Genomic DNA, 12,208 nt, shown 5'->3' with positions numbered 1-12,208 from the left:
CACTAAGTTACGAGAGTTGGCAGCAGGGCCTTCGCATCGAGGTTATCGCTCGAGTTACTGTCTCGTGCCACTCACCACTGATCACTCCCCACTGGCCTCCCCCCTGCGCAGCGCCAGTTCAGCGATATAGGAAGACAGGAACACCCGGCCGCTCAGTTCCTCCAGCAGGCGCGAGCGCCCCAGGCGGTCCAGTACCGGACCCTTTACCTCCGACAGGTGCAGGCGGATATTCCGGTCCTTCAGGTCCCGGTTCACCTGCTGCAGCCGCTCCAGCGCGGTACCGTCGATTCGGTTTACCGAAGACAGGATCAACACCAGTTCGCGCGCCTGTGGATGTCGTTTCAGCTCGCTCAGCAGGCGGTCTTCCACCGCGCTGATATTGTTGAAAAACAGGCTCTCGTCGATACGCAGGAAGAGTATTTCCGGCGATGTCTCCACCGTGTGGCGCAACACGTTGCGGAAATGCTCGGTGCCCGGCAACCTTCCCATCACCGCGATATGCGGGCGGCTGCTGTGCCAGATCAGGGAGGCGAAGGAGAAGCCTACACCCAGGCCGATGCCCGCCTCGATCCCGAATAGCATTACGCCGAGAAAGGTGCCGAGCATCGCCAGGCCGTCGGCGCGATCGTAGCGCCAGATACGTGCGAATCCCCGCATATCGATGGAGCTGGCGGCGGCCACGATGATGGTGGCGGCCAGCACGGCAATCGGCAGGTGGGCAAAGATTCCGGTGAGAAACAGCAGCACCAGCCCGATCATCAGGGCGGTGAGCACTCCGGCCATCGGGGATACAGCGCCGGCTTCCTCGCTGATGACGGTGCGCGACAGGCTGCCGGTCACCGGCATGCCGCCGGACAGGGCGCTGGCGATATTGGCGGCGCCCAGCCCCCGCAGTTCCGCGTCCGCGTCCAAGCGTTCGCCGCGCTTGGCCGCCATGGCCTGGGCCACGGACAAGCTGCCGATGAAATTGAGCAGGGCGATGATCAGTGCGGGCAGCAGCAACTGGTAGCTGGTATTCCAGTCGAAAGGGGGCGGGCGGATTTGTGGCAGGCCGGGGGGCAGGGGACCCACAACCGGCAGGAATTGCTCCAGGTCCAGCGCCACCACCAGGGCAGTGGCGGTAAGTACCACCGCCATGGGTATGAGCGAGGCCAGCAGCTGCGCTGCGTTTTTTCCCATTCCAAACCGGCACAGCAACAGCGGCAGCCAGAGGCGGGCGGCGATCAGCACCAGCAGCGCCGCCAGCCCCGTCCAGGTGGAGAGGGGGATGGCGTCCGGCAGATTGCGCAGGGTGGCGAGGACCAACTGCAGCGCGGTGACCCCGGTCGCAGGCACGCCGAGCAGGGTGTCTACCTGGCCGACAATGATCAGCACCGCGGTGGCGGCGATAAAGCCGGTGATCACCGGATGGCTGAGCAGGTTTGCGAGAATGCCCAGGCGCAGCATCCCCAGGGCGAAGGAAAACAGTCCGGCGAGCGCGGCGAGCAGTGCGGCGGCGGCGATGTACTCCGGGCTGCCGGGAGCGGCCAGAGGGGTGAGGGCGGAAGCGGTCATCAGCGACAGCACCGCCATCGGCCCCACCGATAGCACCATGCTGGAGCCGAAGAGCGCATAGCCGAGCAGCGGCAGCAGGCTGGCGTAGAGACCGATATGCGGCGGCAGTCCGGCGAGCAGCGCATAGGCGAGCGACTGGGGCACCAGCATCATGGTGGTCACCAGCGCGGCGCTGGTATCTCCCGCCAGCCACTGGCGCTGATAGCCCTTCAACCAGTCCGGGACCAGCCTCTTTAGCCGCATAGTTTCGCGCTTTCCCTCGCTGCTTCGGTCAAGCCGGGTTTCGGGAGTACAGATTCAAAAACCTGACCGGTAAATATTAAACCCATCTCGCCGTCCCTTCGGGCTCAATGTCACATCGATGGTCTGGACTCCGAAACCTGAATATCAAGATATCAGAAAGCGGTGGTCCGCAGGATGCGGAGTGCCGCGACGGCTGGAGTTGCTCTGCCGTCTCCTGTCTCAGCCGTCCGATGTGGCGCGGCGGCTTTCAATTACCTGAAAAATACCCATGCCTACCACCATGGCGGCGGCGAACACCAGCGCCTTGAATTCACCGGCGCCAGTGGCCACGATGCCAGGGCCCGGGCAGAAGCCTGCCAGGCCCCAGCCGATGCCGAATACCAGACTGCCCAGTACCAGCCGACGGTCGATATCCCGACGCTCGGGCAATTTCAGCTCGCCGCCAAAAAGCGATTTGCCGCGCTTCCCGGTCAAATAAAAGGCCGGCATGCCGACGCAGATGGCGCCGGCCATCACCAGTCCCAGGGAGGGGTCCCAGGCGCCGAACAGGTCGAGGAAGGCCAGCACCTTTTCCGGGTTGGCCATTCCGGAGAGTAACAGGCCGACGCCGAATATAAGCCCGGCGAGGAAAGCGGAAAAGAGTGATCTGTTCACTTAGACTCCCAAAAGGTGGCGTACGACGTAAACCGTGGCAAAGCCGCCGCCCATAAATGCCAGTGTCGCCACCAGCGAGCGGGGGGATAGTCTGGACAGGCCGCAGACCCCGTGGCCGCTGGTGCAGCCTGCGCCATAGCGGGTGCCCACACCCACTAGCAGCCCGGCGGCGATCAGAACCGGGTAGCCCGCCTCGATGCGAATCGGGGGCAGGGCGGTGAACAGTGCCCAGAGCACGGGTGCGGCGAGCAGGCCAAGTATGAACGCCAGCCGCCAACCGGTCTCGCCGGCGGTGCGCGCGAACAGTCCGCCGACGATGCCGGAGATTCCGGCGATACGCCCGTTCAGTGACAACAGCAGCGCGCTGGCCAGGCCGATCAGTCCCCCGCCCGCCAGTGCAGACAGGGGGGTGAAAGCATTCCAGTCTATGGTCATACAAGTTATTCCGAACAGTAGAGTTGGTAGAGGGTTTGCAGCAACACCAGCACCCGCTCGTCCGCCACCCGGTAGTACACGTGCTTGCCCTCGCGGCGGGTGGCCACCAGCCCCTCCCGGCGCAGCACGCCCAGTTGCTGGGACAGGCTGGGCTGGTAGATGCCCAGCCTGTCCTCCAGGTCGCCGACACAGAGCTCTTCCTGGCTCAACTGACACAGCAGTAGCAGGCGGTCCCGGTTGGCCAGGGACCGCAGCATCAGCGAGGCATCGCCGGCAGAGGCGCGCATCTTGTCGAGACTGATGTTGGAAGTGTCGGCCATGGTTGCCCTGTGTGCTCATAAAGTTTACATGTAAACATTATATTGATTTATATAATATCCACAAGTATATTGTTGGTGTTGAGATTGGGAGACGAGCCTATGTCAGCCGCTAAACCGCTTACCCAGGTCCAGCCGTTCCTCGACCCGGATACCGAAACCTGGAGCTATGTGGTCTACGACCACCCGGGCGGCGCTGCCGCGGTGGTGGACCCGGTGTTGGACTTCGACCCAGCGTCCGGTCACACCAACACCGCCGGCGCCAAGCGCCTGGTGGAATTCATCCACGCAGAAAAACTCTCGGTGGAGTGGATACTGGAGACTCACGCCCACGCGGACCATCTGTCCGCCGCGCCATTTATCCGCAAGCAGCTAGGTGGAAAGATTGCTATCGGTGACAAGATCCGAGAGGTGCAAAAGATTTTTCGCGAGGTGTTCAACCTGGAGAAACAGTTCCTTATTGACGGCAGCCAGTTCGATTACCTGTTTCACGATGGCGATGTATTCAATGTTGGCGAATTGGAGGCGCGGGTATTCTATGTGCCGGGTCACACGCCGGCGGATATGGCTTGGATGATCGGTGACGCCCTGTTTGTAGGCGACACTCTTTTTATGCCGGACGTGGGCAGTGCCCGCTGCGATTTCCCCGGAGGCGATGCGGGCAGCCTGTACCGCTCGGTGCAAAAACTGCTGGCGCTGCCGGAGGATATTCGCATGTTCATGTGCCACGACTATCCGCCCGAAGGTGGCCGCGAGCACCGTTGCGAGACCACCGTGGGCGAGCAGAAACGCAATAATATCCACCTGCACCAGGGGGTAAGCGAGGCCGAGTTTGTTGCCATGCGCACCAAGCGCGACGCCAACCTGCCCATGCCCCGGCTGATTATTCCGTCTATCCAGGTGAATATCCGCGCGGGGCAGATGCCACCGGCGGAGGACAACGGGGTTATCTACCTCAAGGTGCCGATCAACCATCTTTAAACCCGGGTTTCGGAAGGCAGAATGATTCCTTGGGGCTCGAAGCCGACATGGGCGGTGAGGGTGGGCTCAATATTTGCCGATGAGGTTTTTGAGCCCGCCCCACCGCCCCTGTCGGCGCCCCGGACCGATTCCAGAATTCAGCAGTTGGAGAGAGCGATGGATATCAAACAGTTGGACAGCCAGGTGTCCATATCCGCAGACATCACCTGCGCAGACCTGCAGCAGCTGGCCCACTCCGGCGTACAGGTCGTGGTGTGCAACCGGTTGGAAGGAGAGGTCGATGACCAGGCCTCATTCGCGGAACTTTCCCGGGCAGCTGCGGGTTGCGGTATCGAATTTGTGGCTATTCCCTTTGCGCGCGGCCAGATGCAAGCGGTCCACTGCAAGGAGTTCGCGAAAATCCTGGACAGCGGCAAAAAGGTCCACGCCTTCTGCCGCACCGGCAATCGCGCCTGCAATTTGTGGGCAGCGGCAAAATGCACGGTGGGAGAAGACGGAAAAACCCTGATGGAAAAAGCCCGCGGAGCGGGGTTTGACGTCAGCGGTACGCTGGTTGTCTTCGGCCGCTAGCGGGATGGGCGCCGTGTATCGACTGGCGGGCTACCTGGCCATTCCCGGCTGGCTCAGGCAGTACAATCGCCAGCAATTGGGGCGTGACCTCCTGGCTGCGGTTATCGTCACCATTATGCTGATTCCCCAATCGCTGGCCTACGCACTGCTCGCGGGCCTGCCCGCCGAGGTTGGCCTCTACGCGAGTATCGCGCCGCTGATCGCTTACGCCTTGTTCGGCAGCAGCCGCAGCCTGTCGGTGGGCCCCGTGGCGATAACCTCCCTGATGACCGCTGTCGCCCTGAGTCAGGTGGCTGTTCAGGGCACCGGGGAATACCTGTTGGCGGCGTCGATGCTGGCGCTGCTGTGCGGGCTGTTTCTGGCATTGATGGGATTTCTGCGCCTGGGCTTTCTTGCCAACTTCCTCTCGCACCCGGTGATTTCCGGGTTTATCACCGCTTCCGGATTGCTCATTGCTCTCAGCCAGCTCAAACATATTCTGGGTATTGATGCGGGTGGCGAAAACCTGTTGCAGTTGGGTACATCGCTGCTGAAGAACCTTCCCGGAATGAATACTCATACACTGGCGATAGGCACTCTGGTGGTGCTGTTTTTATTCTGGTCGCGGGGTGGTGCCACAATTTTGTTGACCCGCTTGTCATTATCTACCCACAGCGCCGCGCTGTTGGCAAAAGCGGCCCCGGTAGTGGGCGTGCTGGTCACTGTTATGCTCAGCCTGGTGCTAGGTCTGGAGGAGAGAGGTGTGGCGCTTGTGGGTGCCATTCCCCGCGGGCTGCCAGAGCTGCAGATACCCGGTCTTTCCTGGGAACTGGTCCGGGCGCTGATGCTGCCGGCGGTGATGATTTCGGTCATCGGTTATGTGGAATCCGTATCCGTGGGCAAGACTCTGGCTGCCAAGCGCCGCCAGAAAATTGATGTGAACCGCGAGCTGGTCGGCCTGGGTGCGGCCAATGTGGCCTCTGGATTTTCCGGCGCTTTTCCGGTGACCGGGGGATTCTCCCGCTCAGTGGTCAATTTTGACGCGGGGGCGGAGACGCAGATGGCGAGTGTCTTTACCGCTATCGGTATCGCCTTGGCATCAATGTTCCTCACCCCCTTCCTGTACTATCTGCCGAAGGCGACACTGGCGGCCACCATTATCGTCGCGGTCCTGTCGCTGGTGGATTTTTCCATACTGAAAAAAACCTGGAATTTCTCCCGCAGGGACTTCGCCGCTGCGCTCGTCACTATCGTGGTGACATTGCTTGCGGGAGTTGAGGCGGGTGTTGCCTGCGGTGTTGCCGCCTCGATTATGCTGTTCCTATACCGCACCTCCAGGCCGCACATCGCGGAAGTGGGGTTGGTGGAAGGTACTGAACATTTCAGGAACGTCAGGCGGCACAATGTGCTGACGGTGCCACAGATACTGACCATCCGCGTGGATGAAAGCCTGCTGTTCTCCAACGCCAGCTATCTTGAGGATCGTATTTATGCCGACCTGGCGGGAAATACGCAGGTTTGGCACGTGATCCTGATGTGCAGTGCCGTGAACGAAGTGGACTGGAGCGCGCTGGAGGTACTGGAGTCGGTGAATGAAAGGCTGCAGGAACTGGGTGTCCGCCTGCACCTGTCCGAAGTCAAGGGGCCGGTGATGGATGGGTTGCAGCGCAGTGGTTTCCTGCGGCGGCTTTCCGGGGAGGTTTTTCTCACCCAGTTCCAGGCTTTTTCCAAAGCCCGGGAACCGGGCAGTGTTGATGCCGGGCAGCCGGCCGCGATAACCGAAAATGTCTGAGGGTCGGCGCCGGGGATGGCGCCGGTCGAAAAATATCAGTTTTCGAAGTATTCGAAGGCGTCGATTCTGTCCAGGTAAACGCCATCGAAACCGGCCTCTATTATCCTGTCCAGGTAGGCATTGTTCTCTCCGTAGATTAACGTCTGCCAATCCTGTTCCCAGTACTCCACATAGTAGTTGCCAACCCAGTCGGGGTCTTCTTCCTCCAGCCATTCCGGGGGATTGGATGGCCAGTGGCTCTGCCAGTAATAGCGATAATTCTCCGCCTGGCCAATGCTCATATAGGCGATCAGTAACCGCTTGCCACCATTGCGCTTTTGCTTTAGCTGCTCTATCTGCGCCGGGGTGTACTCCACTCCATCGAAGAAGAAATCGATAATGACCACGTCGTAGTTGGTATCGCTGATATCGTTGACCAGCTCCTGGCGAGTCGAGGAGAGCCTAGGATTGATCAGGTAGAGGAAGTTCCTGGCATCGGAGAGCTGTTCGATATCCTCGGCATTTTCATTGTTGATGGTGAGTGGGTAAGTGGGGATATTGTCCAGTTCCCGGTGGTCCGCAGCGAAGGAAATATATCCGAGGTTGGCGTTTTGCTCGTAGGAATCATCCATATTGTTCTGGCTGAAGGCGTAGTCGGTAACCAGAATGGTGATGTCGCCGCTGTCCTTGGCCATATCCAGGAAGGTGCGGGTCCACAGGCGTTCCTTTGCCGGCGTGGGTTGGTCATCCTCGTCGTAGCCATAGAACAGGGACTCCTGTCCGATACCGTCTATGGCGCTGACATAGTCCGCATCGGCGGTGCCTGTGTCGTTCCCGGTTGTGCTGACGATTTCTGCGCCATTCTGGGGAATAATGATAAAGTTTCCGTCGGCACCTTTTGCGTACTGACTGATATTCCGGACGAAATCCCGCATCTCTTGTTTGTACTCGACGCTCTCCTCTCCGCCGCCGCCACCGGGACTGCGTTCCGGAAATTCGTCCAGGTTGCAACCAAACAGAAATAAAGGCAGTAGGAAGATTGCGTAGCCGAACCGTTTCACATTACATCCCTCCGGGTAAAACTCGTAGGGGCCGACGGTAACAGGGATGGGTGGAACGGGCAACCGAAAAGCGGCATCGGTCGGATGCCGCTTTTGCAGGCTGATTTTGTCTGAGGACTACTGGTAGACCCTGGCGTAATCCACATACATGCGCTGTGGAAATACACTGGAACCATCCGGGCTGCCCGGCCAGGTGCCACCGACGGCCACGTTGAGCAGAATAAAAAACGGAGCTGGGCGAGGAGATGCGCGCTTCGATGCGGCCGTAGGTGGCACTGGGATATGGGGAAGATTGGCGTTGTTTTTGTGTTGGGGGAGGAAAGAGCCGGGTGGGTCAATTTGCAGCGCTCCACGCCTTCAATGTTCTAGCTGTCAGCCGTTTTGACCTGAAAGACGCCATCCGTATCCTTTTCCAGTTCATAGTAGAACCAGCGCTTGGTCTGGCTGGACTTTTCCCGGCGAAATGCAATCACCGCCCGGTGGCCGTCGGTGCGCAGGTTGATGGAGCCGTAGACACCCACATTGCGTTTGAACAGCTCGTCCAGTATCTCGTTGCGCTGGTTTTTCAATTCCTGTTCCCTGGCCGGGTCGTCTTCTCTTTTGATTTTCTCCACCAGCCCGTCCAATTTCCGGCGCAGGGACTGGTCTTCGTGTTCGCGGGTGGAACGCTGCAGTTCGGTGCTGAGAATCAGCGGGCGCTCGCCCCGCCCCTTTTTGCCCAGCAGGCCGAGCAGGTCGGGGCGCGGGTGCACGTGGCTCTCCTCATCGCCGGAAGAGACCACATAGCCGGCGGGCGCCGTGGCCTCGAGAAATTCCTCGGTGACATCGGAAGAGCCGTGGTGGCAGCATTTCATCAGGTCCGCGCCAAAGCGCTCTCTGGCCCGCTCGATCATCGCCCGGGTCTCGGTCAGGGTGGTGGGGGCCGCGCCACCGTTGCCGTAGTGACGCATCAGGAAGTGTTCTGCGGGTACATTGAGATCTCCGCCGAACAGGATGGAGAAGCCCCTGTATTGCAGGCGCAGCAGTACTGAGTGGCCGTTCTTGGTCTTGGCGGTGTTCATCGCGGTTCCGCCCATGGTGGCGGGCAGGGCGCGCAGGCCGGGTTTGCCGTTGGGAGCTCTCTCCACCACCGGGCCCAGCACCTCGATGTTCAGCTCCGGGTTGTCCGAGGGGGAGAATCCGGGCATCCAACTGCGGCCGTCTTCTTTCTCTCCGTGAGCGGTGGACAGCATGGCCACATCGCCAAAGCGCTCGCTCTCCAGTGCAGTCCAGATCAGTTCCGGATACCACTTGCCCCCGCGCACCGCCGGGTCGGCGTATAAGGCACGGGCGGAGAGTTTAGTGGGGCGGATATCGGTGAGAAAACCGCCTTCGAGCGGCCCCAGCAGGTCGGGACCGGTGCGCTCCATCAGGCCGTTGTGGTAAACGTTTTCGAAGGAGATCTGCGGGTTTTCAAAAACCTTCTGAAAACCCCGGTAGTGGTCGCTGTCCGGATGGGTGATCACCGCGGCGTGGAAGCGGAATTTGTTCTTGAAATCCCGGAATCGGTACTCCAGGTAGCCCTTCATGTTGTCGCTGATACCGGCATCGATGATCAGGATTTTTTCTCGCGTGCCGATCAGCGGTGTAGTGAGGATGCAGCCATCTCCCTGTCCCACGTCGAGGAAAATCATCTCCAGCAACCGCTCCTGCTGATAGTCCTCTTTTTTGATGGCAAAGGTATCCCCGCCCCAGCGCACCCTGGACCACTTTTCGTCGATATCGTCGACTATGCGCAGCCAGTCCCCCCAAAGCAGTTGCCGCTTCCTGGTTCTCAGGTTGTCGATATCGTAGAGATAGACAACCGGCCCTTTGGCATAGCGAATCCTAACCACGGCCCCGGACCTTCCTGTTTTGCGGTTGACGGTGCTCTCCCGGCGGCGCCGCAGTCTCCAGTCAGGCAGTTGGCCGGTTGTCGCCGGGAGCCTCGGCTTATCCTACTTCGGCGGACCGCGGCGGCCGAAAATCAGTGCCAGCACAAAAAGTATGATAAATATAAAGAAGAGGATTTTTGCCGCGTCCGTAGCGACGGTTGCGACACCACCAAAGCCGAAAAAGGCGGCGATAATCGCAACAACAAAGAAAATGATTGCCCAGCGCAACATGTTTGAACCTCCTGCCCGGCCTTTGTCTACTGGATGATTACCTAGTCCAATAGCTGCTATGCGGGCTAGCGTCTAGATTAGGGTGCCGAAAGCGGAGCCACCATATTTCCGCGTCAATGACGGATCTAAAGTGGACTGCAGGATACTGGTCAGTATGGCCAACTGTGACTGGCGCTCCAAACTCAGTACCGCAAACGCCATCATCCTGGACAGACGTCCCTTCTCGTCAAGAAGAGACACGGCGCCATACGAATTCTCTTGATGCCATAACGATAGACCGTTTAGTCATTCAGAAGTGAGCTAGGGTTAAATACAGTCATAGCGATGACATGGCCAAATGCGGCCTGTCCAACCGGCTGCGGCAGCGTAATTCCCCGGCGCATCGATGGCAGCCTCCGCACACTGCTGGCAATGGCTGGCCTCGTGCCCAGCCCTGTAAATCTCTGCGATATGAGGAGAAACCCCCATGGCTGAGCTTATTGAAAAAGGCGACATCTACTTCTTTTATCGTCCCAAGGTGAATAAAGAGAAGGTCACGGGTATCGACGACATCCAGCGCTTCCATCTCGTTCTGGTACCCGAGGGACAGGAGAAGGCCCGGCTATTCATCGTGGGCAAGAAGCGCCTGCCCGAGATTGCAAAAGGCAAGTCCCGTTCCACCACCCGGGAATGGATGATGAATGAGCTGACGGACAAGCCGGAGAAAATCGGCGAAGAGTTCAAGCCGCTCAAATACACAACCAAAACCCGGGGGAAGCAGGATCAGGGCGAAGCCGTCCCGGTCGGCGAAGGCCGCTATGCCCTGTTCGAGCGGGAGGATAGCACCCGGTTGGGTTACAAGCTCAGCCGTCCCTCCAAACCGGGAAAGGCCCAGAAGGAACTGGGTATATTACCGGAGGCGAGCTTCGTGATCTCCGTACGCAATCCCGAAGTCAAAGTGCGTGGTTTTCCAGAATCGGAACCCGCCTATCCCAAGAAACTGCAGAAAAAGTTTGCCGACGAGCGCTGGATCGATGTGGACGATCCCAAGCTGCTGAATTACGAGAGCGCACAGCTGGTATTGATCGGAGCACACGACACCTTGGAAAAGTCCGATGTAAAGATTACCGGCAAGCCGAACCTGTTCAAAAAGCTGGGTTTGAAATCTGCTGATTGGCCCACCGATGCTCTGGAAAAGGGAAAATTTGCCAAACCGCAATTCAACGTGGAAGCAAAATCTCCGGAGGGTGATCGCGGCAAGGGTGGCAGGCGGGGCGGCGCCAAGGCGACCAAAACCGGTTCGGCCGCAGGTATCGCCCGCTCCCTGAAAGGGGTGGATTTTCCCAAGGATCATGACGGCCTGGTGCAGTACGCCAAGTCCCTCGATGCCCCGGACGAGGTGGTCGAGGTGCTGGAAGAGTTGCCGAAGGGCCCGTTCCGCAATATGGCCGAGGTCCAGAGAGCGCTCGGGGAGGTGAGGTAATGGCCCAGTTCAGCTGCGACACCTGTGGCGAAACGTTCGACCAGAAATCCCGCTACGAGCGCCATAAAATGACCTCCCATCCTCCGCGAGCCCCCTCGGCGGCAGACCTGGAGAAAGCTTTGGGAGGCGTGGATTTTTCCCAAGCGGCGCGATGAGCTGGTGGACGTGGCCGAAGAGGATGAGATAAACGCATACTCAAAGACCTGCCGGACAGGCGATATAGAGACGCCGCCGAGGTGGCTCGGGCCTTTGGCAAAATGCGCAGCCACGAAGAAAAACCCGAATATCAGCCCAGCAAGAAAGGTGGCGCCGAGGCCATGAACGCACCCTCCGCTGCCAAGATTGCCAGCCTCTTCTCCGGCGTGGATTTTCCCGCGTCAAGCCACGAGTTGAAAAACTATGCTCAGGGCAGAGCCAGCGATGAGGAGATGCGGGTGATCGAGAAGTTCCATGACCACACCTATCGCGATATGTCGGATGTGGCGAAGGAGGTGGGTCGGGTGACCTGATTGGGGCGGAGCGGGATGCTCCGTTACTGAAAATCGTTATTCGCGTTAATCATCCCCCTCCTCTCAGCGGAGCGGAATTCCCGATACATATTGGTGACTGGGTTTTACTGGCCATCGCATAGGATTATTAAGGATGGGGGCTGCGGGAAGAATAAAAAAGGGCAAGACCTTCCGGCCTTGCCCTTTCCGTATTTTCACCTCAGGGGTGAAAATTCCCCCAGTGGTAGCCGGGGGAGAATGTCACAATGAATTAGAGTGCGACAATATTTTCCGCCTGCAGGCCTTTGGGGCCCTTGGCTACGGTGAACTCGACTCTCTGGCCTTCGACCAGGGTCTTGAATCCGGTATCGGCGATTGCACTGAAGTGTGCAAAGACGTCGGGACCTGATTCCTGCTCAAGAAAGCCAAAACCCTTGGATTCGTCGAACCACTTTACGGTTCCTGTAGTTGTATTACTCACAATCATTTCCTAAAACAATAACAATGTTGTGCCATTGAAAATGGCGGGTGTAGCGGGAAACAAGCGGG

General features: G+C 59.1%; 14 protein-coding genes. 6 read left to right on the top strand and 8 right to left on the bottom strand.

Annotated elements, in window-relative coordinates:
* Positions 1-81: 81 nt before the first annotated feature.
* The 4 genes from PP263_RS07625 to PP263_RS07610 all read right to left on the bottom strand — a co-directional run bounded on the left by PP263_RS07625 (position 82) and on the right by PP263_RS07610 (position 3,206).
* Positions 82-1,797: a sulfate permease gene (locus PP263_RS07625; protein ID WP_308367795.1), complete on the bottom strand. Its 1,716-nt coding sequence runs from the start codon at positions 1,795-1,797 to the stop codon at positions 82-84.
* A 219-nt stretch (positions 1,798-2,016) separates the two neighbouring features.
* Positions 2,017-2,451 (bottom strand): DUF6691 family protein, encoded by a 435-nt coding sequence (locus PP263_RS07620; protein WP_308367794.1) that lies wholly within the window; start codon positions 2,449-2,451, stop codon positions 2,017-2,019.
* Positions 2,452-2,886: a YeeE/YedE family protein gene (locus tag PP263_RS07615; protein WP_308367793.1), complete on the bottom strand. Its 435-nt coding sequence runs from the start codon at positions 2,884-2,886 to the stop codon at positions 2,452-2,454.
* 5 nt (positions 2,887-2,891) lie between these two features.
* Positions 2,892-3,206, bottom strand: coding sequence for a metalloregulator ArsR/SmtB family transcription factor (locus tag PP263_RS07610; protein ID WP_308367792.1), 315 nt, complete (start codon positions 3,204-3,206; stop codon positions 2,892-2,894).
* A gap of 99 nt (positions 3,207-3,305) precedes the next feature.
* Between PP263_RS07610 and PP263_RS07605 the strand changes: the two genes are divergently transcribed.
* From PP263_RS07605 to PP263_RS07595, 3 genes are all read left to right on the top strand, one after another.
* The gene (locus tag PP263_RS07605) at positions 3,306-4,184 is read left to right on the top strand and encodes an MBL fold metallo-hydrolase (protein WP_308367791.1); all 879 of its coding nucleotides are present in this window, start codon (positions 3,306-3,308) and stop codon (positions 4,182-4,184) included.
* A gap of 156 nt (positions 4,185-4,340) precedes the next feature.
* Entirely contained in the window at positions 4,341-4,754 is a 414-nt protein-coding gene (locus PP263_RS07600) for a TIGR01244 family sulfur transferase (RefSeq protein WP_308367789.1), read from the top strand.
* 4 nt (positions 4,755-4,758) lie between these two features.
* Positions 4,759-6,525: a SulP family inorganic anion transporter gene (locus tag PP263_RS07595; RefSeq protein ID WP_374693719.1), complete on the top strand. Its 1,767-nt coding sequence runs from the start codon at positions 4,759-4,761 to the stop codon at positions 6,523-6,525.
* 35 nt (positions 6,526-6,560) lie between these two features.
* Here the strand turns inward: PP263_RS07595 and PP263_RS07590 are convergent, their stop codons facing one another.
* From PP263_RS07590 to PP263_RS07580, 3 genes are all read right to left on the bottom strand, one after another.
* On the bottom strand, positions 6,561-7,565 hold the full coding sequence (locus PP263_RS07590; protein WP_308367787.1) for an endo alpha-1,4 polygalactosaminidase: 1,005 nt from the start codon (positions 7,563-7,565) through the stop codon (positions 6,561-6,563).
* Positions 7,566-7,930: 365 nt separating this feature from the next.
* Positions 7,931-9,439 (bottom strand): hypothetical protein, encoded by a 1,509-nt coding sequence (locus PP263_RS07585; RefSeq protein WP_308367785.1) that lies wholly within the window; start codon positions 9,437-9,439, stop codon positions 7,931-7,933.
* A 102-nt stretch (positions 9,440-9,541) separates the two neighbouring features.
* Positions 9,542-9,709, bottom strand: coding sequence for a DUF1328 domain-containing protein (locus PP263_RS07580; protein ID WP_183458395.1), 168 nt, complete (start codon positions 9,707-9,709; stop codon positions 9,542-9,544).
* 466 nt (positions 9,710-10,175) lie between these two features.
* Between PP263_RS07580 and PP263_RS07575 the strand changes: the two genes are divergently transcribed.
* From PP263_RS07575 to PP263_RS07565, 3 genes are all read left to right on the top strand, one after another.
* On the top strand, positions 10,176-11,171 hold the full coding sequence (locus PP263_RS07575; RefSeq protein WP_308367783.1) for a DUF2795 domain-containing protein: 996 nt from the start codon (positions 10,176-10,178) through the stop codon (positions 11,169-11,171).
* Positions 11,171-11,326 carry a hypothetical protein gene (locus PP263_RS07570; protein WP_308367781.1) on the top strand — a complete coding sequence of 52 codons (156 nt, stop codon included), beginning with the start codon at positions 11,171-11,173 and terminating at the stop codon, positions 11,324-11,326. The genes PP263_RS07575 and PP263_RS07570 overlap by 1 nt, the downstream gene beginning before the upstream one ends.
* Before the next feature lie 102 nt (positions 11,327-11,428).
* Positions 11,429-11,680: a DUF2795 domain-containing protein gene (locus PP263_RS07565; protein WP_308367780.1), complete on the top strand. Its 252-nt coding sequence runs from the start codon at positions 11,429-11,431 to the stop codon at positions 11,678-11,680.
* A gap of 250 nt (positions 11,681-11,930) precedes the next feature.
* On the opposite strand, the gene PP263_RS07560 is transcribed toward PP263_RS07565, so the two are convergent.
* Entirely contained in the window at positions 11,931-12,146 is a 216-nt protein-coding gene (locus tag PP263_RS07560) for a cold-shock protein (protein ID WP_308367778.1), read from the bottom strand.
* Positions 12,147-12,208 lie beyond the last annotated feature (62 nt).

Source organism: Microbulbifer sp. TB1203 (assembly GCF_030997045.1).
Classification (GTDB): Bacteria; Pseudomonadota; Gammaproteobacteria; order Pseudomonadales; family Cellvibrionaceae; genus Microbulbifer.
Note: the sequence above shows the minus strand (reverse complement) of the source record. Positions and strands in the feature narration are given on the sequence as shown.

What these genes read in the sequence shown, in the direction of transcription:
- PP263_RS07560 (WP_308367778.1), bottom strand. Translation starts at nt 12,146, where the DNA reads ATGATTGTGAGTAATACAACTACAGGAACCGTAAAGTGGTTCGACGAA.
- PP263_RS07580 (WP_183458395.1), bottom strand. Translation starts at nt 9,709, where the DNA reads ATGTTGCGCTGGGCAATCATTTTCTTTGTTGTTGCGATTATCGCCGCC.
- PP263_RS07565 (WP_308367780.1), top strand. Translation starts at nt 11,429, where the DNA reads ATGCGCAGCCACGAAGAAAAACCCGAATATCAGCCCAGCAAGAAAGGT.
- PP263_RS07570 (WP_308367781.1), top strand. Translation starts at nt 11,171, where the DNA reads ATGGCCCAGTTCAGCTGCGACACCTGTGGCGAAACGTTCGACCAGAAA.
- PP263_RS07625 (WP_308367795.1), bottom strand. Translation starts at nt 1,797, where the DNA reads ATGCGGCTAAAGAGGCTGGTCCCGGACTGGTTGAAGGGCTATCAGCGC.
- PP263_RS07610 (WP_308367792.1), bottom strand. Translation starts at nt 3,206, where the DNA reads ATGGCCGACACTTCCAACATCAGTCTCGACAAGATGCGCGCCTCTGCC.
- PP263_RS07600 (WP_308367789.1), top strand. Translation starts at nt 4,341, where the DNA reads ATGGATATCAAACAGTTGGACAGCCAGGTGTCCATATCCGCAGACATC.
- PP263_RS07575 (WP_308367783.1), top strand. Translation starts at nt 10,176, where the DNA reads ATGGCTGAGCTTATTGAAAAAGGCGACATCTACTTCTTTTATCGTCCC.
- PP263_RS07605 (WP_308367791.1), top strand. Translation starts at nt 3,306, where the DNA reads ATGTCAGCCGCTAAACCGCTTACCCAGGTCCAGCCGTTCCTCGACCCG.
- PP263_RS07615 (WP_308367793.1), bottom strand. Translation starts at nt 2,886, where the DNA reads ATGACCATAGACTGGAATGCTTTCACCCCCCTGTCTGCACTGGCGGGC.
- PP263_RS07595 (WP_374693719.1), top strand. Translation starts at nt 4,759, where the DNA reads ATGGGCGCCGTGTATCGACTGGCGGGCTACCTGGCCATTCCCGGCTGG.